The organism is Sphingobium subterraneum, assembly GCF_014199435.1.
Lineage (GTDB): Bacteria > Pseudomonadota > Alphaproteobacteria > Sphingomonadales > Sphingomonadaceae > Sphingobium > Sphingobium subterraneum.
Genome location: NZ_JACIJP010000001.1, coordinates 893,146 through 918,557 on the forward strand (window position 1 = coordinate 893,146; position 25,412 = coordinate 918,557).

Below are 25,412 nucleotides of genomic sequence, written 5' to 3' on the forward strand. Positions count from 1 at the left end.
TCACGCAAAACCACCATTTTCGTCACGTCATCATCTGAATGTCGATTGGCCCTAGGACGACTAATGCACCGTCCCCACCGGCGCGTTCACGGACATCAGCACGATGAACCGCTCGATCTGGCGCCAGCGACAGAAATGGATGTGGTTTCCCAGATCGCGGCTCTTGTCCGCGCGGGTCGCCGCTTCATAGCCCGCATTGTCCCCAAAGCGCGCAATCAGTTCGGCCGCATCTTCGTAGCTCGTGCGGTCCGCTAAATATGGCAGGTGCATGTTTCCCCACATTGGAAATTGGCCAGTCTCGCTTCACAGGTACAATAGCTGTGCCATTTCCGGGTGATCACCGCTGCCCGCGCAACTCAGTGGTCAACGATTGGTTAGGCAAATGCCATATCGGGACAATTGTGCACTGGCGGGACGGTCCCAGTCCCGATATGGCGCAATCCAGAGGTAAGCCATGTCCGACGATCCCATGCCCCGACCGCACGACACTCCCCCCCGCAACCCGACGGGCGGGGGTGCGATCATTGCTCTGCTGGCGCTCGCTGGGGTGATTGGTGGCGGCTTGCTCAATCAGCCCAGCATCGGCCTCCTGGTTGGTCTCGGAGGGGGCGTTCTGATCGCCCTTGTCCTGTGGTGGCGTGAACGCGCTCGCTGACTTGCCGCATCGGGCTCCTGCACCTATGTAAAGAGCCATGAAAAAGAACCTCCTGATCCTGCTCGTCATGTTGCTCGTCCTTGCGGGCGTCGGTTGGTTCTTTGCGACCCGCGACGATATCGCCCAGTTGACCGATGCCCAGTCCGTCGGCCGCGAGCCGGTGTTCACGCCTCAGCGGCAGGAGACCTTTCCCACCGTCGAGACGGCCAAGGCGGTCGGCTGGAAGGGGGGAGAGGCGCCCCGCCCTGCCGCCGGACTGACTGTTGAGCGCTTCGCCGACGCTCTCAGCCATCCCCGATCAATGCTTCGTCTGCCCAATGGCGACCTGTTGGTGGCGGAAACGAACAGCCCCCCGCGCCCCACCAATGGCATCACCGATCGTATTCAGAACGCCCTGATGAAGCGCGTCGGAGCGGGCGACCCCTCCCCCAACCGCATCATCCTGCTGCGCGACACCAATGGTGATGGCAAGGCTGATGTGAAGACGACATTCCTTTCGGGCCTCAACTCGCCCTATGGAATGGCGTTGGTAGGCAAGACGCTCTACGTCGCCAACACCGATGCGCTGATGGCATTCCCTTATACAGAGGGCGCCACGAAGATCGACGGAAAGGGGCGCAAGATTGTGCGCCTTCCCGCCGATGCGCCGAATATGCACTGGACGCGTAACCTCATCGCCAGCCCGGACGGCAAGCTGCTCTATGTTGCGGTGGGCGCCAACAGCAACGTGGCGGAAAATGGTCTGGATGCCGAGATTAATCGCGCCGCCATCATAGAAATCAACCCCGCCAATGGCGATAACCGCGTCTTTGCGTCCGGCCTTCGCAATCCCGTTGGTATGGCGTGGGAGCCGAAGAACGGAACGCTCTGGGCCGTGGTAAACGAGCGCGACATGCTCGGATCCGACCTGGTCCCTGATTATCTGACCCGCGTCGAATTCGGGGCGTTCTACGGCTGGCCATGGAATTACTGGGGCGGCTATGAAGACAAGCGGGTCCAGCCCGCCCGCCCGGAAGTGCGCGAATATACCAAGCGGCCCGATTTCTCGCTCGGCAACCACGTGGCGCCCCTGGGTCTCACCTTTTCGACCGGTGCCAAGCTCGGCAACACCTTTGCCAACGGCGCATTCGTCGGGTTGCACGGCAGCTGGAACCGCTCGCCCCTGTCGGGATACAAGGTCGTGTTCGTGCCGTTCGACGCGACCGGTCGTCCGACCGGCAAGCCACTCGATGTTCTCACCGGCTTTGTCGACGCTCAGCAGCAGGCCCGTGGGCGCCCGGTCGACGTCGTGGTGAACGGGGATGGATCACTGTTGGTGAGCGATGACGTCGGTGGCGTGATCTGGCGCGTGCGGGCGCGGTAACCCGCCCTACCCCGCACTCTTCACGATCTCCGCCCAGGCGGCCTCGTCGATGACCTCGATGCCGAGTTCCGCCGCTTTCTTGAGCTTGGACCCCGCCCCCGGCCCGGCGACGACCAAACCGGTCGCGGCCGACACCGATCCCGCAGCACGCGCACCCAGCGCTTCGGCCTGCGCCTTCGCTTCCTCGCGGCTCATCGTTTCGAGCTTGCCTGTAAAGACGATGGTTTTGCCCGACACCGCGCTCGCCCGCACTTCGACCACATAGGGTGGCGGTGACACCTGCCCCAGCAGGTCATCCCATACTTCCCGGTTGTGCGTTTCATGGAAGAAGTCACCCAGCGCCTCGACCACTGCCGGACCGATGCCGTCAATCGCCACGAGCCGTTCTCGTGCCGCCGGGTCTTCCGGCGCACTCTCCGCCACCTCCCGCAGGGCGGGCAGCGTCACGAAGGCTTTCATCAAGTCGCGCGCCGTCACCGCGCCGACATGGCGGATACCGAGCGCGAACAGCAGCCGAGCGGCATCGGGCGAGCGCCGGTCCTCGATAGCGGCGAGCAGATTGTCGACGGACTTCTCCTTCCACCCCTCGCGGCCCAGCAGTTCCTGCCGATGCTCCTTCAGGCGGAAGATATCGGCGGGGCTGTGCAGCCAGCCCAGTTCGAAGAATTCCTGAATCGACTTCTCGCCCAGCCCGTCGATATCGAGCGCCCCGCGCGACACGAAATGCCGCAGCCGCTCGATCCGCTGCGCCGGGCAAATAAGGCCCGCGGTACAACGCACATCGACCTCGCCTTCTTCCGCCACCGCTTCCGATCCGCACGCCGGGCAGTGATCGGGAAAGACGTAGGAAGCGCGCTCCACTTCACGCGTCAGATTATCGACGATCTGCGGGATGACATCGCCCGCGCGCTGCACCAGCACCCGGTCGCCCGGCCGCACGCCCAGCCGCCCGATCTCGTCGCGATTGTGCAGCGTCACATTGGACACGACGACGCCACCCACCGTCACCGGGGTCAAACGCCCCACAGGGGTGAGCTTGCCCGTCCGCCCGACCTGTATATCGATGGCGATCAGGTCGGTCTGCGCCTGCTCCGCCGGGAATTTGTGCGCGATCGCCCAGCGCGGCGCCTTGGCGACGAAGCCCAGCCGCTCCTGCCAGTCGAGCCGGTCAACCTTGTACACGACCCCGTCGATGTCATAGGGCATGTCCGCGCGCAGCCGCTCGATCGCGCGATAATGCGCCAGCAGCTCCGCGACTGTGTCGAGCCGCAGCAGATGCTCCGACAGCGGAAAACCCCAGCGGCCGATGGCCTGCATCACATCCATCTGGCTCTCACCCGGCAGCGCGCTTGCCACGCCCCAGCCATGGGCCAGAAAGCGCAGCGGGCGGCTGGCGGTGACGTTCGCGTCCTTCTGCCGCAGTGATCCCGCCGCTGCGTTACGCGGATTGGCAAACTGCCGCACGCTTTCGGGGTCGAACGTTTCACCTTTCGCGGCCGCGTTCGCTTCTCCCTCCTGCATCAACCGGGCATTGAGCGCGACAAAGTCGGCCTTGGCCATATAGACCTCGCCGCGTACCTCGAACACATCGGGCGCATCGGCGGGCAGGGTCTGGGGAATGTCGGATATGTGACGCACATTGGGGGTCACATCCTCCCCCACCTGCCCGTCGCCGCGGGTGGCCGCACGGACAAGCTGCCGGTCTTCATAGCGGATCGAGAGCGACAGCCCGTCGATCTTGTCCTCCGCCGTCATCACGACTGGCGCATCCTCGGCGATGTTAAGGTAGCGTCGCACCCGGGCGACAAACTCCGCGACATCCTCATCCGCGAACGCGTTGTCGAGCGACATCATGCGCTTCTCGTGCGGCACCTTGGCAAGCGGCGACGCCTCGACCGAAGCGCCCACCTGCGCGTTGGGGCTATCCGCACGCACCAGATGCGGGAACGCCGCCTCCAGCGCATTATTCTCCCTCACCAGCGCGTCATAGTCCGCGTCGCTGATCTCCGGCGCATCCTCCGCATGATAGCGCCGGTTATGATGTGCGATGAGCTTGGCGAGCCGCATCAGGCGGTTGGCAGCCTCGGCTTCGGAGAGATCGGTCATATGAGCCCCTCCTCTTCAGAGGAGGGATTGGGGGTGGCGGAAACACACACAACTATCTCCATCACACCCGCTCCAGCAGCCGGTCCGCCTGCGCACGCGCCTCGGCGGTGATGTCCGCGCCGGAGAGCATCCGCGCGATCTCTTCGCGCCGTCCGCTCTCGTCCAGCGGCCGCACATCGGTACGCGTCACGGTGCCGACCGAGGATTTCGCGATAAGAAGATGTTGCCCGCCCCGCGCCGCGACTTGGGGTGAGTGCGTCACCACCAGCAACTGCGTGCTCTGCGCCAGACGCGCGAGCCGCTCCCCAATAGCCGACGCCACCGCGCCGCCCACGCCCCGGTCGATTTCGTCGAAGATGATTGTCTGCGCCCCACCCTCTTCCGCCAGTGCCACTTTCAGCGCGAGGATGAAGCGCGACAGTTCGCCGCCGCTCGCAATTTTGGTCAGCGGCGCAAACGGCGCGCCCGGGTTGGTGGAAATCAGGAACTCCACCCGGTCCATGCCGCGCTCGCTCCATTGCCCCTCGGTAAGCGGCTCGACCAAGGTACGGAACCGCGCGGCGTCAAGCTTCAACGGCGCCAGTTCGGCCGCCACCGCCGCATCCAGCCGTGCGGCCGCTGCGCTCCGCTGCTCACTCAGCGCCTGCGCCGCCGCACCATAAGCCGCCTGCGCCGCCTGCGCTGCGCGTTCCAGCTCCACCAGACCTTCGGCCCCGGCTTCGATCCGCCCCAGCTTCTCCTGCATCTCGGCCAACAGATCAGCCAACGCATCGGGCTGCACCTGATGCTTGCGGGCGAGCGCGCGCAGCTCGAACAACCGCGTCTCGATGCTCTCCAGCCGGTCGGGATCATAGACCAGTGCCTCGGTGGCACGTGCCAGATGGTCCTGCGCCTCGCTCGCCTCTATGACCGCCCGGTCCAGCGCAGACAGGGCCTCGGCCAACAATTCATGGTCCGGCGCGATCCGGTCCAGCCGCCGTGCCGCCTGCCGCAATTGCGCAATGCCCCCGTCCGACCCGTCGAGCAGGTCCGTCACGCTGGTCAAATCGTCGGTCAGGCGCGCGCCCTTCTGCATCGCCGCACGCGCATCAGCGAGCGTCTCCTCTTCCCCCGGCTCTGGTGCGAAGGTCGTGAGTTCGCCGATGGCATGAGCGAGATAATCGCGGTCCCGCTCGGCATTCGTCACATCCGTTCGCGCGGCATCCAGTGCCTCACGCGCGCGCTTCCATGCGCCATAAGCTGCGCTCACCGCCGCAACATCGCACTGCCCGAAACTGTCCAACAGGGTGCGGTGCCCCGCCGGGTTCAGCAAGCCCCGGTCGTCATGCTGCCCATGGATCTCGACCAGCAGCGCACCGACATCGCGGAGCGTAGCGGCGGAGACCGGCTGACCGTTAATGAAGGCACGGCTTCCGCCATCGCTCTTGAGGGTGCGCCGGATCAGCAGCGGTTCGCCCGGCTCGGCCTCGATCCCCTGTTCGCCGATCAGCGCGTCGATCCGGTCGCGACAGGCGGCGGTGTCGAATGTTGCGGCGACGCTCGCCTGCGCCTCGCCATGGCGTACCAGCCCGCTGTCCGCCCGCGCGCCCAGCGTCAGCCCCAGCGAATCCAGCAGGATCGACTTGCCCGCTCCGGTCTCGCCGGTGAGCACGCCCAGCCCGGCGTCAAATTCCAGATCAAGTTCCTCGATCAGAACGATGTTGCGGATGGAGAGTGCAGTCAGCATCTCCCCGCCGCCTTATGCGCCCTTCGCATGTTCCTGGATGAGCTTGTAAGCCTCGTTGTACCATTTGGAACCCGGATAGTTGGCACCAAGCACGGCCGCCGCCTTCTTCGCCTCCTCGGGAATGCCGAGCGCAAGATAGCCCTCGACCAGCCGCTCCAGCGCTTCGGGCGCATGCGTGGTCGTCTGATATTTGTCGACCACGTTGCGGAACCGCAGCGTTGCCGCCAGCCACTGCCCCCTGCGCTCGTGGAAACGCCCGATCTCCATTTCCTTGCCCGCGAGATGGTCGTTGACGAGGTCAAGTTTCAGGCGCGCATCGGCCGCATATTTTGTCTGCGGATAGCGGCGGATGAGTTCCCCAAGCGAGTCCAGCGCCTGCTGCGTCACCTTCTGGTCGCGCGTCACGTCCGCGATCTGCTCATAATAGCACAGCGAGATGAGGTAGAAGGCGTAGGGCGCATCCTTGTTGCCCGGATGGATCGACAGGAAGCGCTGCGCGCCCTGCACGGCTTCGGTATAATCGCGGTTCATGTAATAGCTGAACGCGCTCATCAATTGAGCGCGGCGCGCCCAGGGCGAATAAGGATGCTGCCGCTCGACCTCATCGAACAGCGCCGCCGCCATCTTGAACTGCCCACGGTCCAGCCGGTATTTCGCGCTGTTATACAGCGTGCTGACATCGCGCGCGACATATTGCGTGTCGCTCTTGCTGCGGTTCTTCGCACAGCCCGACAGGGCCGTCGTGGCGATCAGGGCAACGGCGAGAAGGCCCAGCGGCTTGGTGATGGTTGTTCGCATGGCATGGTTCATAGCGAAGCATTGCCCCTTCGCCAAGCGGGACTTTGGCGGGCAGAGGCATTGCCCGAACGAACGGCGCGCACCCGAAAAGTCATCCTCGAACGTGCGATTATAGAGGGAAGGTCAACCGTGCTTCCGCGCCGCCTTCTGCGCGGGTTTCGATGCGGAACACGCCCTTCAGCTGCCGCGCGAGCGTCTTGGCGATCCGGAGACCGAGGTTGCGCTCCTGATCCATCGCAAAGTCGGCCGAAAGCCCTGGTCCGTCGTCGGCGATCGACACGCTGACCATAGCCTCGGCATCGCTCCCGATATGCACATTGAGCTGCGGAGCGTGCCGGTCCGCAAACGCATGCTCCACCGCATTGTTGACCGCTTCCGCCACGACCAGCGCGAACGGCACCACGGCGTCAGCGCGCAGCATCAACCCCGGCTGCGCGTCCATCGTAAAGCGGACGTCGCTGCGCCCGGCCGCCAGCAGAATGTCCGGCACCAGCCTGCTGACGAAATCATCGATCGGCTGTACCGTCTGTTCAGCGCTGTAGAGCCCCCGGCTGATCTTGCCGATGAGCGCGATCCGCACCGATGCGTCATCGAGCGACCGGCCCGCCTCCTCATCCGAGATCCGCGCCCGCTGCAACGTCAGCAAAGCGCTCACGACCTGAAGATTGTTGGACACGCGATGCTGCAACTCGCCGAACAGGATCTGGCGTGTTTCCGCCAGTTCCCGGTTGCGCTCCCGCTCTTGCGCCAGGAACGCATTCGCCCTCTGCATCAGATGGATGAGGAGAATATCGGTGGCGACGACAAACAGGTAAAAACTCATCGCCACTGCGGTCGAGCGGGAGAAGGCAGCCGTGTGCGCAGGATCGACGAAGAAGAAATAGGACAGGCCGCCGCTCACCGTCGCAGCCACGATACCCGGCCGCACCCCGAACAGAAATGACGTCAGGATGATGCCCGGAAAGAAGGTAACGAACGGGAAGCCGATCGGCAGAATATGGTCCACCGCAATCCGGGTCAGCAACGCGAGGAAGCTCACCACGATCGCGACAAGATATCCCATCCAGCGATGATCGGAGAACAAAGGCAGCCGTTCGATGAAACGATAACTTTCCCGATTCACGACATTCCCCTCTTTCCCGTGGTCTATCGGCGTCGGGGAAGAAATCCAATGTTTATCGTTCGGTGCCCCATCAGGGTGGTGCGTCGCGGTTCAGGCCGCCCGGTCCGGCGCGATCACCACATAGCCGCGCATCAATGAGACGCCGCGTTCGCTCAACCGGATCCCGCCGTCGCTCGCGATAATATAATCCGCCTCGTCCAGCGCCGCGAGCACGGCGTCCGCATCGCCCGACGTCATCAGGTTCGCCATTGCGAGCGCGTTCCGGCTAATCGCCCGTCCCTGCTCATGTCCCACCAGCAGGGTCAGCATCACGTCCATGGCGCTGTCCGTCATGACCAGCGTGTTGAAATGCAGCGCCCGGCGGCGATTGAGCTGGTGCAGGCGTGCCGCCTTCTCCTCCACGGCGGAGGATCGCGTGACGGCGATCGGCCATTCTTCCAAAGGGGTGAAGGCACCGTCGCCGGCGCGCGTGTCGTGCGTCATGCCGGTTCTCCAACCAACGGTGAAAGTGGCCATTGGCAGCGACCCGACAGCCGAAAACGCAGCGCCTACCAATGACCCACGCTGCGTTACCTCGTGGGGGGAGGATGCTTACGGGATGATGGGCAGATAGGAGCGATTCAATCGTTTGTCCTGTCCCGTACCTGCGGGACAGTGAAGGGTCTTAAGTGCTCATGCCAACCGCTTCCGTAGCGGAAAGCCTCCCGGCTGCTCCGCACGAAACGCGCTAGAATAACGAAAAGGGCCGCGCGGTTTCCCGGCGGCCCTCTCCCTAGTCGAACCGGCAGACAATCGTTCGTCAGCCGAAATTCGCGTGAGTGTCGATCAATCCTGCGTCAGGAAATCAGGCAGACCGCCCGGCGCATCGTCATTTCCACCTTCGCTGCGCGGTTCGCGCGGGCCGCGATCACGGTCGCCACCACGGCCACGACGACGGTCACCGCCGCGATCTCCGCCGCCATCCCGACGCGGACCACGGTCACCACGGGGACCACGGTCCTCGCGCGGTTCGCGAGCCGGACGGGTGTCTTCCAGTTCCTCCCCGGTTTCCTGGTCGACGACGCGCATCGACAGGCGAACCTTGCCGCGCGGATCGATCTCCAGCACCTTGACCTTGACTTCCTGCCCTTCGGACAGAACATCCGCGACCTTCTCAACCCGCTCGTTGCGGATTTCGGACACATGGACGAGACCGTCCTTGCCGCCCATGAAGTTCACGAACGCGCCGAAATCGACGAGGTTGACGACCTTGCCGTTGTAGACCTTGCCGACTTCCGCTTCCTCGACAATGCCGAGGATCCAGTTCTTCGCCGCTTCGATCTGCTTGATGTCGGACGAGCTGATCTTGATCAGGCCCTCGTCGTCGATGTCGACCTTCGCGCCGGTTTCCGCAACGATTTCACGGATGACCTTGCCGCCGGTGCCGATGACTTCGCGGATCTTCGACTTGTCGATCTGCAGCGTCTCGATGCGCGGAGCATGGGCCGACAGCTCGGTCCGCACTTCGCCCAGCGCCTTGCTCATCTCGCCCAGGATATGCGCACGGCCTTCCTTGGCCTGATTGAGCGCAGCCTTGAAGATTTCCTCGGTGATACCTGCGATCTTGATGTCCATCTGCATCGTGGTGATGCCTTCGGATGTGCCCGCCACCTTGAAATCCATATCGCCGAGATGATCTTCGTCGCCCAAAATATCGCTCAACACAGCGAATTCCGACCCTTCGAGAATCAGGCCCATGGCGATGCCCGATACCGGACGCTTGAGCGGAACGCCCGCGTCCATCATCGAGAGCGAACCGCCGCACACCGTTGCCATCGACGAAGAGCCGTTGGATTCGGTGATGTCGGACAGAACGCGGATCGTGTAGGGGAACTCGTCCTTGCTCGGCAGCACGGGGTGCAGCGCACGCCATGCCAGCTTGCCATGGCCGACTTCACGACGACCCGGAGCGCCAAAGCGGCCCACTTCACCGACCGAATAGGGCGGGAAGTTATAGTGCAGCATGAAGCTTTCGTACGACAGGCCAGTGAGGCCGTCGATCATCTGCTCGCTGTCCTTGGTGCCCAGCGTGGTGGTGCAGATCGACTGCGTTTCGCCGCGCGTGAACAGCGCCGAACCATGCGTGCGCGGCAGGAAGCCGACGATCGCCTCGATCGGACGGATCTGCGTGGTCGTGCGGCCGTCGATGCGGCTGCCGTCCTTCAGGATCGCGCCACGAACGATTTCCGCTTCCAGCTTCTTCATCAGCTTGCCCGCAGCCATCTGGTCCTGCGGAGCGGCGTCGGCGAATGCCGCCTTCGCCTTCGCACGGGCTTCGTTCAGCAGGTTGGAGCGGGCAGACTTGTCCGTCACCTTGTATGCGGCGGCAATGTCCGCACCGATCAGGTCGCGCAGCTTCTGCTTCGCGGCCGACAGATCGGCCTGTTCCGCCATTTCCCAAGGGTCCTTGGCGGCTTTCTCGGCCAGCTTGATGATCGCGCCGACAACTTCGCGGCACGCCTTGTGCGCGAACAGCACCGCGCCGAGCATGACGTCTTCCGACAACTCCTTGGCTTCGGATTCGACCATCATCACCGCGTCCTGCGTCGCCGCAACGACCAGATCGAGTTCACCGGCCTTCACTTCGTCCATCGACGGGTTGAGCTGATACTCGCCATCCTTGTAGCCGACGCGCGCTGCGCCGATCGGGCCCATGAAGGGCACGCCCGAAATGGTGAGCGCTGCCGAAGCGGCGACCATGGCCACGATGTCTGCCTCAGTTTCGCCGTCGAACGACAGAACCTGGCAGATGACGTTGATTTCGTTGTAGAAACCTTCGGGGAACAGCGGACGGACCGGACGGTCGATCAGGCGGCTGGTCAGCGTTTCCTTTTCGGTCGCGCCGCGTTCACGCTTGAAGAAGCCACCGGGGATGCGGCCTGCTGCGGAGAATTTTTCCTGATAGTGAACGGTGAGCGGGAAGAAATCCTGCCCTTCCTTCACGGATTTGGCGGCGGTGACAGCGCACAGCACCACGGTTTCGCCATAGGTCGCCAACACGGCGCCATCGGCCTGACGGGCAATACGACCCGTTTCGAGTGTCAGGGTCTTTCCGCCCCACTCGATTTCTACTTTCTTTACGTCAAACATGAGATTTCCTTCCACCCGCTGCGCCCTATTGCACGGCGGGGCTTGCAAAAGCGGGCTAACCGGCCCGCGGCGGTTCAGGGGCGCGTTCTGGCCCCAAGGCGAGGAAGAACCGAATTGCCCTTCCCCATCGTCATCCCGCCGGAGCGAGATGGAGCACAAAAGCAAACGGCCCGCCGAAGCGGGCCGAGCCAGTGCGTTACTTGCGAAGACCCAGCTTCGCGATCAGGTCGGTATAGCGTCCCTGATCTTTCTTTTTAAGGTAATCCAGCAGGCTGCGGCGCTTGTTGACCATCATCAGCAGGCCACGGCGGCTATGATTATCCTTGTGATGTCCCTTGAAATGTTCGGTCAGGTTCGAGATCCGCTCAGAGAGGATCGCCACCTGTACTTCCGGCGAACCGGTGTCGCCCTCGGCGCGGGCATGTTCTTTAATTAGCGCTTCCTTGCGCTCAACAGTGATCGACATAGACTTCCTTTCGACACTAGAGATTGAAGCCCCGCACGACCGATATCTCGGCCTGATCTCCTGAAACCAGCGCAATGGGCGTGTCGCCCAGCATGGCCAGCATCAGTCCCTCTTTGCAGGGGTCCCCGGGGAGTATGCGGCCCTGTTTGAGGGCCACCGCCTGATCCGGGGTGACGGGGAGAGCCGGTATGTCGTCCAGCCCAGCCGTCAACGGCAGCAACAGCTGCGCGATGGAGCGCTCCTTAGCCGCTTGCGCCAATTTGTCCAGCGAAATCGCCTGATCCAGCCTAAATGGCCCCGCCTTGACCCGCCGCAATAGCGTGACATGCCCCACTGTCCCCAACGCCAGGGCGACGTCCCGTGCCAAGCTACGGATATAGGTGCCTTTGGAGACGTGGGCAGTCAGGGTGATGGCATCCACCCCATTGTCCTCCCCTGGATCTCCCCTAGCAGGATCGCAGATGGCGAGCGCATGCACCGTCACCGCGCGCGTCTTCATCTCGGGCTGCTGCCCTGCGCGCGCCAGATCATAGGCACGCTGCCCGTCGATCAGGATCGCGCTATAGGCGGGTGGAGCCTGTTCGATCGGCCCTGTGAAGCGCGACAGAACCGCCTCCACCGCGCCCTGTGTCGGGCGGACATCACTCGTCGCGATAACCGCGCCTTCCAGATCGAGCGTGTCGGTCTGCGCTCCAAAGGCGATGGTGAAGTCATAGATCTTGTCGCTGTCGAGCATCCGCCCGGCCAGTTTCGTTGCTTCGCCGAGCGCGATCGGGAGCACGCCGGTCGCCAGCGGATCGAGCGTGCCGCCATGCCCCACTTTCGTCTTGGGCAACCCCGCCTCGCGGATAGCGCGCTTGACCGCACTCACCCCCTGGGTCGATCCCAGCCCATGGGGTTTGTCGAGGATCAGCCAGCCATGGAGCGGAGCCCCCTGCTCGCCCCCGTCATTCATCCTTGATGATGTCCTGCGCCACCTTCGGATCACGCAGCAGCTTGTCGATGTGGCTGCCCTCGTCAAAGCTTTCGTCGGCGATGAACTTGATTTTCGCGGCGTATTTAAGCTTGATGCGCTTGGCGACCTCGCGCTGGAAGAACGCCGTGTTGGTGCGCAGCGCCTTCAACACGGCCTCTTCGTCCTTGCCCAGCAGCGGCTTGATGAACGCCGTGGCGTGGCGCAGGTCCGGCGACATCCGCACTTCCGTCACACTGACGAGATGCTTCGCCAGCGTGTCATCGTGCACATCGCCGCGCATCAATATATCAGACAAAACATGACGCACCTGTTCCCCGACGCGCAATACGCGGACGGAGGGGCCTTCGCCCCCGGCTTTGACAGGTGCAGCCATCAGTCAGACCTTCCCAAGGACCAGCCTCACAGCGTCCGTGCGCGTTCCTCGACATCGAAGAGTTCGAGGATATCGCCCGGCTTGATGTCGTTCGTGTCGGCCAGCACCGTACCGCACTCCAGACCCGCGCGCACTTCGGCGACATCGTCCTTGAAGCGCCGCAGCGACGCGATGACCGTGCGCGAAACGATGACATCGTCGCGGGTAAGGCGCGCATTGACGCCCTTCCGGATAAGTCCATCGACCACGAGCAGACCGGCCGCCTTGTCCTTCTTGCCCGCCGGGAAGACTTCGCGAACCTCGGCCCGGCCGATGATCGTTTCGATCCGTTCGGGAGCGAGCTGACCTGCCATCTCCGCCTTCACTTCTTCGAGCAGGTCGTAGATCACGTCGTAATAGCGCAGCGACACCTTGTCCCGCTCGGCAAGCGCACGGGCCTTGGCGTTGGGGCGTACGTTGAACCCGATCAACGGCGCGCGGCTGGCCGCCGCTAGCGTAACGTCGCTTTCGGTGATCGCACCCACGCCGCTGTGCAGCACCCGCACCTTAATCTCATCCGTCGAAATACGGTTGAGCGCCGTGACGATCGCTTCGACCGACCCCTGCACATCGCCCTTCACGACGACGGCATATTCGATGATCTTGTCGGACAAAGCCGAGAACATGCTCTCGAAGTTGGTGGGAGCCGCAGTGGTCCGCTTCTTCGTGGCCTGTTCGGCGCGATAGGCGGCGACTTCGCGTGCGCGCGCTTCGTTCTCGACGACCGACATCTGGTCACCAGCGCCTGGAACACCGGACAGACCCAGCACTTCGACCGGACTGGAAGGCCCGGCCTCCTTGATGTTCTGGCCCTTGTCGTTGACCATCGCCCGGACCTTGCCGCTTTCCGCGCCCACAACGAACGTATCGCCGACGCGCAGCGTACCGCGCCCGACGAGCACGGTTGCAACCGGCCCCCGGCCCTTGTCGAGCTTCGCCTCGATCACGGTGCCCTCGGCGGCGCGATCCGGGTTGGCCGTCAGTTCGAGCAGTTCGGCCTGAAGCAGGATCTTTTCGATCAGGTCATCGAGACCGATCTTCTTGAGGGCCGACACTTCGACGTCTTGAACGTCGCCGCCCATGCCCTCGACAACGACTTCGTGCTCAAGCAAGCGTTCCCGTACCCGCTGCGGATTGGCGCTATCCTTGTCGACCTTGTTGATCGCCACGATCATCGGCACGCCGGCCGCCTTGGTGTGGTTGATCGCCTCGATCGTCTGCGGCATCAGGCCATCGTCGGCCGCCACCACGAGGATGACGATGTCGGTAATATTGGCGCCACGCGCGCGCATCTCCGAAAACGCTTCGTGACCCGGCGTATCGAGGAAGGTGATGATCTCACCGCCCTTGGTTTTCACCTGATACGCGCCGATATGCTGCGTAATACCCCCCGACTCCCCGGACACCACGTCCGTACCGCGCAACGCGTCGAGCAGCGAGGTCTTGCCGTGGTCGACATGGCCCATGATCGTGACGACAGGAGCACGCGCCTGCAGTGTCTCGGGCGCGTCCACATCCGAGGCCGTATCGATTTCGACGTCGGAATCCGACACACGCAGAATATTGTGCCCGAATTCGGTGACGAGAAGTTCCGCGGTGTCCTGGTCGATCGTCTGGTTGACCGTGACGGGGTTACCCATCTTGAACAGGGCCTTCACCAGATCCGCGCCCTTTTCGGCCATGCGGTTGGCGAGCTCCTGCACGGTAATCGCTTCCGGTACGACCACGTCGCGTACTTGCTTGTCGCGATTCTGCTGCGATCCGCCCAAATGGGTCCGGCGATGTTCCTTCTCCCGCGCGCGCTTCAGCGCGGCCAGGCTGCGAGCGCGTGCGCTGTCATCATCCGACAAGGCACGCGTGACCGTAAGCTTGCCCGACTGGCGACGGTCATCCCCGCCGCGCTTGGTACGATCCGGCTTGACCGGCTCGGGACGCTTGACCGGCGCAACAGGGGTGAAGCGACGCGGCGGCGGCGGGGCGGCACGATCGCTGCGGGGTGCTTCCTCTTCGGTAGCATCCGGCGAGGTGGCAGGAGCCTCTTCCTGGATAGCAGGCTGCGGAGCTTCTTCCACGACAGGCGCGGGCGCTTCGGCATCCGCCTTGCGATTGTCTTCCGCGCGGCGCTTTTCTTCCTCGCTCGCGGCAAGACGCTGCGCTTCTTCGCGGCGACGTGCATCCTCGAGCGCCGTCATGCGCGCTTCCTCGGCCTCCCGCAGCAGCTTCGACTGCAGTTCCTGGCGCGACATCAGATCGCTCCGGGGAGCCTGCGTCGGCGCAGGCGCGGGGCGTGGCGCAACCGGCGGCGGAGGGGGCGCGGCCACTTCGGCCACCGCCACGGGTTCGGGAGCGGCAGGCGCGTCCCCCGGCTTGCCGATGATACGCCGCCGCTTCACCTCGACCACGACGGTGTTCTTCCGCCCGTGGCTGAAGCTCTGCTGGACCTGACCCGACTCCACGGTCCGCTTGATGCCAAGCGGCTTGCGGCCCAGTGTCGGCTTGTCTTCGGTGCTATCACTCATCGACTAAATCGTACCTTCTCGTTTCAAACTGTGGCAGGCCTTCCGCGTCGGAAAACCGCCTGAATTCACTGCCCGATGGACATGTCACCCGCATCGACCACCGGCGAGCCGCAGGAATGCGCCTCGTTAGCGCATCCGGTGAAGCTTTGCCAGCGGGTAAGAATGGCGCGGAGCCGCCCGGCGGCTCCCGCATTAGTGACGGCGATGTGCACGACATTCTGCCGCCCTACCGCCATAGATAGGGACTCGCGATCGACCGGCAAGACCAGACCGGACATTTCGCTGCCCTCTTCTTCTTCGCCGACGCGCCATGCCTGGTCGAGCTTGCGCCGACCATCCGGTGCGGCATCGGCGGTGTGCAGCATCAGACGGACCTGACCCCGACGCGCTGCGACATCGATCTTTTCCGATCCGGTGAGAAGATTGGATGCCCGCGCCTCCAGCCCCAGCCGCTCCATCGCCTGCGCTTTCAGCGCCGCCTCGATCCGGTCGGCCAGATCGTCGGGAATGCGGATCTCTCCGGTCTTGAACGCCCGTGCGAGGGCAGCCTTGAGTTTGCCCTTGGCTAGCGCCTTTTCCAGCTCCGCGCGCGACACGCCGATCCATGCGCCGCGCCCCGGCGCCTTGGCGCGCACGTCGGGCGCCACGTCACCATCTTGCGAGAGCGCAAGGCGGATCAGCGTGTCCGGATCGGTCGTGACGGACGAAAGGATGCAGCGACGCTCGGTCATGCGATACCTCCTTGGCAGGAGGGCCGCACGCGAAGCCTGGCAGAGCAGCTAAACCCTAGAGTGTCATTGGGAAGTTTCCGCAGCATGTGCGTCCTCCCCATTGTCTCCGGTCTCTTCGTCAGCGAACCAGTGCGCGCGGGCGGCCATGATGATCTCGTTGCCCTGTTCTTCGGACAGACCATATTCTGCCAGAACACCGCCCTTGTCTTCGGACTGTTCCTTGCGCTGGCGGCGCTGGTCGACCCGCTTCTTGGCGATCAGTTCGTCCGTCGCCAGATCGGCCAGATCGTCGAGCGTCTTGATGCCCGCCTTGCCCAGCGTGACCAGCATCGCTTCGGTAAGATGCGGCAGTTCAGCCAGTGCATCCTCGACGCCCATGCCGCGCCGCTCTTCGCGTGCGCTTGCTTCGCGGCGGTCGAGCGCTTCCTGCGCGCGGCTCTGCAGTTCCTGCGCCAGTTCGTCGTCGAACCCTTCGATCGAGGCCAGCTCGTCGATAGAAACATAGGCGACTTCTTCCAGTTCGCCGAAGCCCTCAGCAACCAGCAGCTGCGACAGCGTCTCGTCGACATCCAGCTCGTTCTGGAACAACTCGGAGCGCTCGACGAATTCCTTCTGACGCTTCTCGCTGGCGTCGGCTTCGGTCATGATGTCGATAGCCTTGCCGGTCAATTGGCTGGCGAGGCGGACATTCTGGCCGCGACGGCCGATGGCGAGCGACAGCTGATCGTCAGGCACAACGACCTCGATCCTGCCCTCGTCCTCGTCGATGACGACGCGGCTGACGGTTGCAGGCTGCAGCGCGTTGACGACGAAGGTCGCCGTGTCCTCGCTCCAGGGGATGATGTCGATCTTCTCGCCCTGCATTTCCTGCACGACCGCCTGAACGCGGCTGCCCTTCATGCCGACGCACGCGCCAACGGGATCGATCGACCCGTCGCGGCTGATGACGCCAATCTTTGCGCGGCTGCCCGGATCGCGCGCGGCGGCCTTGATCTCGATGATGCCATCGTAAATCTCGGGCACTTCCTGCGCGAACAGCTTCTTCATGAATTCGGGGTGGGCACGGCTCAGGAAGATTTGCGGTCCGCGATTTTCGCGACGGACATTGAGGATCACCGAACGGACACGGTCGCCGACGCGGACTACTTCGCGCGGGATCTGCTGATCGCGGCGGATGACGCCCTCGGCCCGGCCCAGATTGACGACGACATGACCGAACTCAACCGACTTGACGACGCCGGTGATGATTTCACCCACGCGATCCTTGAACTCTTCGTGCTGACGCTCGCGCTCGGCATCGCGGACCTTCTGGAAGATCACCTGCTTGGCCGACTGCGCGTCAATGCGGCCCAGATCGATCGGAGGCAGCGGATCGACGATGAAATCGCCAATCGCCGCGTCAGGCTGGAGCTTTTGCGCGGATTTCAGATCCACCTGGCGAAAATAATCCTCGACCACTTCCACGACTTCGACCACGCGCCACAAGCGCAGATCGCCGGTATCGGGATCGAGCTTGGCACGGATGTCGTTCTCGGCGCCGTAACGGGCGCGGGCGGCACGCTGGATTGCGTCCTCCATCGCCTCGATCACAATCGCGCGATCGATCATCTTCTCGGTTGCGACCGAGTTGGCGATAGCGATCAGTTCAGCCCTGTTTGCGGAAATGGCGGTGGCCATGGCAGTCCCTTACTCTTCCGTTTCGATCTCGTCCGCACCCGTCGTCGAGAGCGGCATGGTAGCACGTATCAGTGCATCCGTCAGCACCAGCTTGGCGCCGTTGATATTTTCGAAGGCGATACGCACATCGCCTGTCTTTGCGTCGGACAGCAGGATTGCCTCGCCATCTAGGCCGCCCAAAATGCCCTTCAATGTCTTGCGCCCCTCGACCGCTTCATCGACGGTGATACGCACTTCGTGCCCCGCCCAGTCGGCAAAGTCGTGGAGCCGCGTCAGCGGGCGGTCGATCCCCGGCGAGCTGACCTCCAGCCGATAGGCCTCCTCGATCGGGTCGGCCTCGTCCAGAACATCCGACAGGCGACGTGAAATCGCGGCGCAATCCTCGATCACCAGCTGCCGCGTGTCAGGGCGCTCGGCCATCACCTGCAACGTGCGATCTTCCCCGGAACCGAACAGTTTCACGCGCACAAGATCGAAGCCGAGGGCTTTTACCTCCGGCTCAATCAGTTCAACAAGAGCAGCGTGGTCGCTCAATCCGGTTCCAGAAGTTTCGGCCGAAGCCGGTTACGCGAAAGTGCCGCCGGACCCTTTCGGTTCCGGCCCGACATTGTGTGACGATGTCAGGAAAGCAAGAGCCCTATAGAAGCTCACCTGCGCGAACGCAACATCTTTGCTCGCGCCCTGAACGCCTACCCCCGCATCGCATTAATGAGCAGCTCGGCCGTGCGCGGATAGCCTATTCCCTCGGGAATAGTGAGATATTTTTCGCCGTCGCGCACCTCGGTCCGGGGGACGACCAGCTCTACCGGCTGCGCCCGGGCATGGGCGAAAATGGCGGTGATCGAATCGAATTGCGCCAGCCGTTCCAGATTGCACCGGGTTGGAAAGATCACTTTCGCTTCTTGCCGCGCGGCAGCGTCCAATAACTCCGCCGGGCGCGCCCAAAGTGTCCGGGCCGTTTCTCGCCCATCCGCCACCGCTTCATGATGATCGGCATCCACCATGGCCAGATAAAAGCGCGTGTCGAACACGCGGTGGATATGGGGTGGAGGCCGCCACCGCGCAAACGGCAACAGCGCATCGAGATCAAGCGCCAGCCCGGCCGCAGCGAGAGCATCGGCAAACGGGGTCGATGCCTCCAGCGCAGCGCGCAGCGCGCGAACAGCATCGACATCTCCCGCCTGATCAAAACCGACCGCCAGTCCGCTTTCTTCCAATGTCTCACGAATAGCGGCGATCCGCCCCGCGCCATCTTCCCGTTCCAGCGCGGGCCCAATGACCTGCACATGCGCGAAATCCGCCGGGTCCACCGCCCCGCCCGGGAAGACCAGAGCTCCGCCCGCAAAAGCGAGCTGCTCATGCCGCTCGACCATCAGCACTTCAGGCCCGCGTCCAACGTCGCGCAGGATGATCAGAGTCGCGGCCGACCGGACAGGTGGCGAAACGGCAGTATCGGACATGGACATTCCTGTGATCCCATTGCTTCATGCGGTCAACAAACGACGCTGACGATCGGACCTACGCCGCATAACAAACAACGGGTGAACAGAGAACTGGCTGGGGCGGCAGGATTCGAACCTGCGCATGGCGGCATCAAAAGCCGCTGCCTTACCGCTTGGCGACGCCCCAGCATGGCCGATCTGTTGTGCCTCCCCTTGCGCGGAGAGCCGTCGGCTGGGCAGGCATATAACGGGTGAAACGGGAAAGGGAACCGTGATTTTGTTCCGATGGTCCCGGGCAGCCCATAGGCTCGCGCCCCTCGCCCGAAACGCAAAAAGCCATGGCGGCGTGCCCTGAGGCACTTGCCAATTCCGCCAATTCACGCCACCAGTCTCCCCGATGATTTCCAGCGCCTCCGCATCTCCGCTGTTTTTGCGCGAAGACGAAATACGTCGCGGTATCGAACTGCTCTATTTCGGCTACGCCAATCTTGCCCGGTCGATTGATGAGGAACTGTCGCGACAGAATCTGGGTCGCGCCCACCATCGCGCCCTTTACTTCATTTCCCGTCAGCCGAACCTGACCGTCGGCGAACTGCTCGCCATCCTCGCCATTACAAAGCAGTCGCTGGGCCGCGTCCTCAACGACCTGATCGAGCGCGGCTTCGTCGAAAGCCGGGCCGGATCGGTGGACCGTCGGCAAAAGCTGCTGAGGCTGACCGAGGAAGGGGCGGCTCTTGAAGGCCGTCTGTTTGATGGGTTGCGGTCCTGCATGGCCGCCGCTTACGTGCAGGCCGGACAGGCGTCCGTCACGGGCTTCTGGCACGTCCTCGAAGGCCTGATCCCGGAACGCGACCGCTTGATGGTCGCGAGCCTGCGCGAGGCCTAACCCGCGTTCGCCGCAAGGCGCGCCAGTTCTTCTCCCCGGTCGCGCGCCGCGCGCAGCGTATCGGTGAGCAGACCGGCCAACGCGCTATCCGCGTCGAGAACATCTAGGCCTTCCCGCGTCATGCCACCAGGACTCGCCACCCGATCGGCCAAAGCTCCCGGCGTTTCATCGGACGCCGCCGCGAGCGAAGAGGCACCCCGCACCGTTGCCAGGGCGACGCGACGCGCCTGCGTCTCGTCCATCCCCAGCGATTCGGCGGCGCGGGCCAGGGCATCGATAAAGCGGAACACATAAGCCGGCCCACACCCGCCCAGCGCGGTGAACAGATTGAACTGGTCCTCATCGGCCAGCCACTCGGCCGAACCGAGCGGCGCGATCAACGCGTCGATCCCGCTGCGCTGATCGGCAGGGAAGTCCGAATCCGCGTAGAGTGCGGTCACGCCCTGCCCGATGGCCACAGGCGTATTCGGCATGGCCCGCACGAACCCGCCAAAGCCCGGAACGCCATCCTGCAAGACCGCAAGCGGGACGCCGGCCAGCAAGGACAGGGTCGCGACCGATTGCCGGACAAGCGGCCCTACTGCGGGAGCGACCGTGCTCCATTGCTGCGGCTTCATCGCGAGTATCACAATCGAACCGGCGGGCAGCTCCGTGGGCGCTTCGGTGACCACCATCACGCCGGGGCCGACTGACGCACCACTCGGCCGCAATACGGTGACCCGGTCCGCGTCCAGCCCTTGCGAGAGCCAGCGCGAGAGCATCGCCCCGCCCATATTGCCGCAGCCGACCATGAAGAGGTGTCGAGGAAAATCGCCCGGCAGCATGGAACCCCCATCACCTTGCATTACGACCCTATCTCCGAGCTTGAACAAGAGCGTGTCAACATTTGCAGGCCATCAGGGCTGGAGTCGAAGACGACCGTAAGGCAAGTCGGACCGCCCTAGGCTTCGCCGCGGGTTTCGATCATGCTCGCGGCGATGGCCTCGGCCGGGCTCTTGCCGCCCCAGAGGACGAACTGGAACACCGGGTAGAAGCGCTCGCACTCGTCAAGCGCGGCCTCGACCAGCAATTGCGCCTGATCGAGGGACAGCGTCTCACCGTCCCCCAGAAGCGCGCCGTGGCGAAAAAGCACGATGCCGCTGCTTGACCATAATTCGAAATGGCCGAGCCAGAGCTGCTCGTTGATCAACCCAATCGTCTCATAGATCGCCGCGCGCTGCTCGTCCGGCACCCGGATGTCCGGCATGGCGAGCAGTTGCAGCACCTGATCATCCTCGCGCCAGATCGCGCGAAGCTCGTACTGGGTCCAGCTTCCCTGCGTGGTCGCGGCAATCTCGTCGTCGCCACTCTGCTGAAACGCCCAGCCGTTCGCCTCGAAATAGCTGGCCAGCATGTCCAGCGGCTCGGCGTCCTGGTTGTCCTGCTCGTATTCGTCGTTGCCCATCATCGCTTTATTTCATTTGCGCCGCAAAGCCGTCACCACAAGGCATTAACACCGGTGGCGCGCGATTAACAGGGCCGTTCTGGGGATCAACCTGTGGACAGGCTGTGGATAAGTCTGGGGATCGTTTCAATCCGCGGCATCGGCGATTGGAGTGGCCGCCTTGCGAGGTTTCGCCTTGGTCGCCGCCCCGCCCGCGCCGTCCAGCGCATCGAGCCGCGCCTTGAGCACTTCAACCTCCTCGCGCGCAGCGGCGGCCATGGCCTTCACGGCATCGAATTCCTCGCGGCTGACGAAATCGAGTCCCCCCATCCATTCACGGGCTTTCTCCCGCATGTTCGATTCGACCTCGCGACCGATCCCGGCGATCGTCCCGGCCGCGCCGTTGACGATCTTGCTGAAGTCTTCAAAAATACGGTTCTCGCTTTGCATGCCACACCTGTGATTGGGATTAGAACGTCGTCCTTATCTGGGACTTCGCGGCGGGCACAACAAGGGTCGACGCATTGGGATTGAGCGTGTCGATCGAATGATTGAGCGTCGCGGCAAAAACCAGCCATGCCACATAGGGTATCATCAACAACGCTGCAGTCATGCGAATGCGGGAAAACAGCCAGATAACCCCGAGCGTAACGAGGATCATCGCCACGATCAGGAGAAAGGCTTCCTCGACCATATGCGCCCGGAAAAACAGCGGCGACCAGATCAGGTTCATCACCATCTGCACGACGAACAGCGTGATGGCGAGACCGCGCAGGCGCGCGCCACGCGCATGCAGGATGATCGCAATGGCCAGACCCAACAGAATGTACAGGATCGTCCAGGCCACCGGGAAAGCCCAGCCGGGCGGCATGAACGACGGCTTATCCAGCGCGGCAAACCAGCGGTTTTCGTATCCGCTGTTGGCGACCCGTCCCGACAGGAACCCGAGAAATACGATCGTCGGTACGGTGAACAACGCCCACCGCAGATAAGACATCCGCAATTGCCCTCTGGAGGCGATTTCATTCATCGAAATTGACTTCCCACGGTGACCATCGACAGATTGCGCATTCCGATGGCTCGAATCCGAACCGCCGGAATCACTCTTGACGACAGGTTTGCGGAGATTCTTGCTGCGCTGCAAGCTGCTTGTCGGCCTAAAAGGGCAATTGGCCGGGGCGCAGGCCACAGATCAGAGCTTTAGGGCGCCTACCAGGAACTCGATATTGCCTTCTGGTCCCGTAATGGGACTGGGCACAATCCCCTCGACCCGCCATCCGGCCTGCATCAGCCAGTGACTGACATCGGCGCAGACGCGGTCGTGCACCGCCGGATCGCGCACCACTCCGCCCTTGCCGACTTCGTCCCGCCCCGCCTCGAACTGCGGTTTGATCAGCGCGAGCAGACGGGCGTCCGGCGCGGCAAAGGACAAGGGCCGATCCAGCACCTTCGCCAGTCCGATGAAGCTGGCATCGCAGACGATGACATCAATGGGCTCGGGAATGTGGGCGGCGGTCAGGATGCGGGCGCTGGTCTGTTCGTGCACGACCACACGCGCATCGTTGCGCAGCTTCCACGCGAGCTGGTTGGTCCCGCTGTCCACGGCATAGACCCGCGCTGCCCCATGGTGAAGAAGCACGTCGGTAAACCCGCCGGTCGAACTCCCCACGTCCATGGCCACAGCGCCTGTCACATCCCATCCGAAATGATCGAGGCCGTGCGCCAGCTTGATCCCTCCACGCGACACCCACGGATGGTCCCGTCCCCGCACATCGAGTTGCGTGTCGTCCGGCAACTGCTGACCGGGCTTGTCGATCTTGCGATCGCCGCTGAACACCAGCCCGGCCATGATAAGCGCCTGCGCACGTGCCCGGCTTTCCACGAGCCCGCGGTCCACCAGCATCTGGTCGACGCGCATTTTCGGCATTATTTCGGTACCCGCGCGCGAGCCATCAGCATGTCCGGCGTCAGAACCTGGGGCAGCACTTCCGGCGTCGGCGCGCCCGGACCGTACCAGAGGTACAGGGGCACGCCCGATCGCCCCTGGGTTTCCAGGAACCGCCCGATCACGGCGTCGCCATTCGTCCAATCGCCGATCAGCACTTTTGTCCCTGACCGTTCGAGCGCCTCGCGCACCTCGGCCCGGTCGATGGTCGAGGCTTCGTTGACCTTGCAGGACAGGCACCAGTCGGCGGTGAAATAGACGAACACAGGCTTGCCGCTCGCCCGCGCGCTGGCAAGCGCGCCTTCCGTAAAGGCAATGTCGCTTCCTGCTTTCGCCGGGCCCTTGTCCGTCGCAGGCGGCAGCATCGTGGCGCCCACGATCACGGCGAGCGCAAGAGCCACTACCGGCACAAGAACCGCTTTGCCCGCGCGTTGTCGCTGCCCGATGCCCCACAATATCGCCCCCAGAACGACGGAGAGGCCTAACGCGAGCGCTAGCCCGCGCGTGCCCGTCTGCCGCTCAAGCAACCAAAGCAGTGCAACCCCGGTCAGCGCCATTGGTACCGCCAGCCAGCGCTGGAACCGCTCCATCCACGCGCCGGGCCGGGGGAGCCGGGCGCGCAACCGCGAACTGTAACCAATCAACAGGAACGGCAGCGCAAGACCTAGCCCCAGCCCCGCGAACACAGCCAGCGCCGCCGCGACCGGGAGCACGAGCGCCGCGCCGAGCGCCGCTGCCATAAAGGGACCGGTGCAGGGGGTCGCGACAAACGCCACCAGCGCGCCGGTCCAGAACGCACCCACGGCCCCGCCCCGCTGCGCCAGACCGCCCCCCGCACCGATAGCGTTGAGACTGAACACTCCGGCAAGATTGAGCGTAATGCCGCACACCAGCGCGAACAGCACCAGTATGACAATCGGGTTCTGCAACTGGAACGCCCAGCCGACCGCCATGCCCCCCGCGCGCAACGCGAGCAACGTTCCGCCCAGCGCCAGACAGGTGAGGACCACGCCCAGCGTGTAGGCCACAGCCTCTCGCCGCGCCTCCGCCGCATCGCCCCCGGCCCGCGCAAGGCTCATCGCCTTCAGGCTCAGGATCGGGAACACGCAGGGCATGACATTGAGGATCAGCCCACCCAGCAACGCCCCCCCGAGGGCCAGCAGGATGGTCGCCCAATCCGTGGCCCGCAGGCCGCTCTCGCTGCCCTTCGTGTCGGGGACGGTGCCGGGTACGGCATCGATCGACAGGCCCTGATGCGGGCCAATGCGCAGAACGCCCGAGAGAGACTTCAGACCCTGCTCGCGGCTCGGGATCGCGATAACCAGCAGGTCGCCGTTGCGCGTGATGCTCTGGGGCTCGGCGTAGCGCGCCGCGCCTTCGGTCAGGCGGAAGAACCACGGATCATTGATCTTTGCCTCCGCCGGAAACGGCACTCCGATGCGCAACATGCCGTCGCCCAGCGCGAAATGCGCCTGCCCGCCCAGCGGCCGGGGAAGGCGTGCGCGCCACTGGTCGAACTGCGCGCGGTTCTCCGGCTCGGCCCCGCCCGCACCCACCGTCAGATCAATGGATAGATCGCCGCTTTCCGGCACGCAAATCTTGTCCGTGCAAGCCAGCCAGTTCGCCTTTGCCCGCACCGGAACAGCCTGCCCTGCGGCCAGACCCGCAGGCAGCGTCACATCCACCAGCACCGCGTAGGGACCCTCGAACACATGGTTCATAAGCCCGGCGAGCACCAGGGTATCGGGCACAGGGTAGCGCAGTGCCCCTACCCGTGCACCCGTCGGCAGCGCCCAATCGACGGTCATTCCCAACCCAGCATCGCCCGGATTTGCCCAATAGCCGTGCCAGCCCTTTTCCGGCGTCATCGCGATCGCCAGCGTCACGGTTCGCCCGGCCGCTGGATGGGCTGTCTCGGCCACAAGGCGGGCAGAGATGTGCGGACCGTCTCCGCCGAACGCGCCCGTCTGCGCGCGAACCGAGGACGGCAGCAGGATCAGCGCCAGAAAAAGGAAGAAATACCGCATGGCTCCGG

Annotated in this window: 24 protein-coding genes and 1 tRNA gene; 3 read left to right on the plus strand and 22 right to left on the minus strand. The window is 63.8% G+C overall.

All coding sequences use genetic code 11. The annotated features are described in order from the left end of the window. Window positions 1-60: 60 nt before the first annotated feature. A complete protein-coding gene (locus FHS92_RS04360; protein WP_184077799.1) occupies window positions 61-270 on the minus strand; it encodes a hypothetical protein in 210 nt (69 codons plus the stop codon). Between the two features lie 184 nt (window positions 271-454). On the opposite strand from FHS92_RS04360, the gene FHS92_RS04365 reads away from it, so the two are divergent. Together FHS92_RS04365 and FHS92_RS04370 are read left to right on the plus strand one after the other, a co-directional pair. Continuing rightward, window positions 455-655 carry a hypothetical protein gene (locus FHS92_RS04365; RefSeq protein WP_246351756.1) on the plus strand — a complete coding sequence of 67 codons (201 nt, stop codon included), beginning with the start codon at window positions 455-457 and terminating at the stop codon, window positions 653-655. A 37-nt stretch (window positions 656-692) separates the two neighbouring features. After that, on the plus strand, window positions 693-2,018 hold the full coding sequence (locus FHS92_RS04370; RefSeq protein ID WP_184077801.1) for a PQQ-dependent sugar dehydrogenase: 1,326 nt from the start codon (window positions 693-695) through the stop codon (window positions 2,016-2,018). Between the two features lie 6 nt (window positions 2,019-2,024). On the opposite strand, the gene ligA is transcribed toward FHS92_RS04370, so the two are convergent. The 15 genes from ligA to FHS92_RS04445 all read right to left on the minus strand — a co-directional run bounded on the left by ligA (window position 2,025) and on the right by FHS92_RS04445 (window position 19,310). Next, on the minus strand, window positions 2,025-4,124 hold the full coding sequence (gene ligA, locus FHS92_RS04375) for an NAD-dependent DNA ligase LigA (RefSeq protein ID WP_184077803.1): 2,100 nt from the start codon (window positions 4,122-4,124) through the stop codon (window positions 2,025-2,027). Window positions 4,125-4,185: 61 nt separating this feature from the next. Continuing rightward, window positions 4,186-5,850, minus strand: coding sequence for a DNA repair protein RecN (gene recN, locus FHS92_RS04380; protein ID WP_184077805.1), 1,665 nt, complete (start codon window positions 5,848-5,850; stop codon window positions 4,186-4,188). 12 nt (window positions 5,851-5,862) lie between these two features. Next, window positions 5,863-6,648: an outer membrane protein assembly factor BamD gene (locus FHS92_RS04385; RefSeq protein WP_425506223.1), complete on the minus strand. Its 786-nt coding sequence runs from the start codon at window positions 6,646-6,648 to the stop codon at window positions 5,863-5,865. A gap of 109 nt (window positions 6,649-6,757) precedes the next feature. Next, window positions 6,758-7,771, minus strand: coding sequence for a histidine kinase dimerization/phosphoacceptor domain -containing protein (locus FHS92_RS04390; protein ID WP_184077809.1), 1,014 nt, complete (start codon window positions 7,769-7,771; stop codon window positions 6,758-6,760). Between the two features lie 90 nt (window positions 7,772-7,861). Continuing rightward, complete coding sequence (locus FHS92_RS04395) at window positions 7,862-8,254, minus strand: hypothetical protein (protein ID WP_184077811.1); 393 nt, start codon at window positions 8,252-8,254, stop codon at window positions 7,862-7,864. A gap of 342 nt (window positions 8,255-8,596) precedes the next feature. Beyond that, complete coding sequence (pnp, locus tag FHS92_RS04400) at window positions 8,597-10,900, minus strand: polyribonucleotide nucleotidyltransferase (RefSeq protein WP_184077813.1); 2,304 nt, start codon at window positions 10,898-10,900, stop codon at window positions 8,597-8,599. A 196-nt stretch (window positions 10,901-11,096) separates the two neighbouring features. Continuing rightward, window positions 11,097-11,366, minus strand: a complete 270-nt coding sequence (rpsO, locus tag FHS92_RS04405) for a 30S ribosomal protein S15 (RefSeq protein WP_184077815.1) — start codon at window positions 11,364-11,366, stop codon at window positions 11,097-11,099. A gap of 16 nt (window positions 11,367-11,382) precedes the next feature. Then, the gene (gene truB, locus FHS92_RS04410; protein ID WP_184077817.1) at window positions 11,383-12,321 is read right to left on the minus strand and encodes a tRNA pseudouridine(55) synthase TruB; all 939 of its coding nucleotides are present in this window, start codon (window positions 12,319-12,321) and stop codon (window positions 11,383-11,385) included. Beyond that, on the minus strand, window positions 12,314-12,715 hold the full coding sequence (gene rbfA, locus FHS92_RS04415) for a 30S ribosome-binding factor RbfA (RefSeq protein ID WP_184077819.1): 402 nt from the start codon (window positions 12,713-12,715) through the stop codon (window positions 12,314-12,316). The genes truB and rbfA overlap by 8 nt, the downstream gene beginning before the upstream one ends. 26 nt (window positions 12,716-12,741) lie before the next feature. Continuing rightward, entirely contained in the window at window positions 12,742-15,273 is a 2,532-nt protein-coding gene (infB, locus tag FHS92_RS04420; RefSeq protein ID WP_184077821.1) for a translation initiation factor IF-2, read from the minus strand. A 65-nt stretch (window positions 15,274-15,338) separates the two neighbouring features. Next, complete coding sequence (locus FHS92_RS04425) at window positions 15,339-16,004, minus strand: DUF448 domain-containing protein (protein ID WP_184077823.1); 666 nt, start codon at window positions 16,002-16,004, stop codon at window positions 15,339-15,341. Window positions 16,005-16,067: 63 nt separating this feature from the next. After that, window positions 16,068-17,681, minus strand: coding sequence for a transcription termination factor NusA (gene nusA, locus FHS92_RS04430; protein WP_184077825.1), 1,614 nt, complete (start codon window positions 17,679-17,681; stop codon window positions 16,068-16,070). Between the two features lie 9 nt (window positions 17,682-17,690). Then, window positions 17,691-18,215 carry a ribosome maturation protein RimP gene (rimP, locus tag FHS92_RS04435; protein ID WP_184077826.1) on the minus strand — a complete coding sequence of 175 codons (525 nt, stop codon included), beginning with the start codon at window positions 18,213-18,215 and terminating at the stop codon, window positions 17,691-17,693. Window positions 18,216-18,370: 155 nt separating this feature from the next. Next, window positions 18,371-19,141 carry an NUDIX hydrolase gene (locus tag FHS92_RS04440; protein ID WP_184077828.1) on the minus strand — a complete coding sequence of 257 codons (771 nt, stop codon included), beginning with the start codon at window positions 19,139-19,141 and terminating at the stop codon, window positions 18,371-18,373. Window positions 19,142-19,235: 94 nt separating this feature from the next. Then, a tRNA-Gln gene (locus FHS92_RS04445) sits at window positions 19,236-19,310 on the minus strand. A gap of 210 nt (window positions 19,311-19,520) precedes the next feature. Here FHS92_RS04445 and FHS92_RS04450 point away from each other — a divergent pair. Further along, entirely contained in the window at window positions 19,521-20,009 is a 489-nt protein-coding gene (locus FHS92_RS04450) for a MarR family winged helix-turn-helix transcriptional regulator (RefSeq protein ID WP_184077830.1), read from the plus strand. Here the strand turns inward: FHS92_RS04450 and FHS92_RS04455 are convergent. The 6 genes from FHS92_RS04455 to FHS92_RS04480 form a co-directional block, all read right to left on the minus strand. Continuing rightward, window positions 20,006-20,833, minus strand: a complete 828-nt coding sequence (locus FHS92_RS04455) for a pyrroline-5-carboxylate reductase family protein (protein WP_425506224.1) — start codon at window positions 20,831-20,833, stop codon at window positions 20,006-20,008. The two genes, FHS92_RS04450 and FHS92_RS04455, sit on opposite strands and share 4 nt — an antisense overlap. Before the next feature lie 116 nt (window positions 20,834-20,949). Further along, complete coding sequence (locus FHS92_RS04460) at window positions 20,950-21,456, minus strand: type III secretion system chaperone family protein (RefSeq protein WP_184077832.1); 507 nt, start codon at window positions 21,454-21,456, stop codon at window positions 20,950-20,952. 123 nt (window positions 21,457-21,579) lie between these two features. Then, window positions 21,580-21,882, minus strand: a complete 303-nt coding sequence (locus tag FHS92_RS04465; protein ID WP_184077834.1) for an accessory factor UbiK family protein — start codon at window positions 21,880-21,882, stop codon at window positions 21,580-21,582. Between the two features lie 19 nt (window positions 21,883-21,901). Further along, window positions 21,902-22,462, minus strand: coding sequence for a TspO/MBR family protein (locus FHS92_RS04470; protein WP_184077836.1), 561 nt, complete (start codon window positions 22,460-22,462; stop codon window positions 21,902-21,904). A 162-nt stretch (window positions 22,463-22,624) separates the two neighbouring features. Continuing rightward, window positions 22,625-23,359: a TlyA family RNA methyltransferase gene (locus tag FHS92_RS04475; RefSeq protein ID WP_184077838.1), complete on the minus strand. Its 735-nt coding sequence runs from the start codon at window positions 23,357-23,359 to the stop codon at window positions 22,625-22,627. Continuing rightward, complete coding sequence (locus FHS92_RS04480) at window positions 23,359-25,404, minus strand: protein-disulfide reductase DsbD family protein (RefSeq protein ID WP_184077840.1); 2,046 nt, start codon at window positions 25,402-25,404, stop codon at window positions 23,359-23,361. Before FHS92_RS04480 ends, FHS92_RS04475 begins: the two co-directional genes overlap by 1 nt. Window positions 25,405-25,412: the final 8 nt, after the last annotated feature.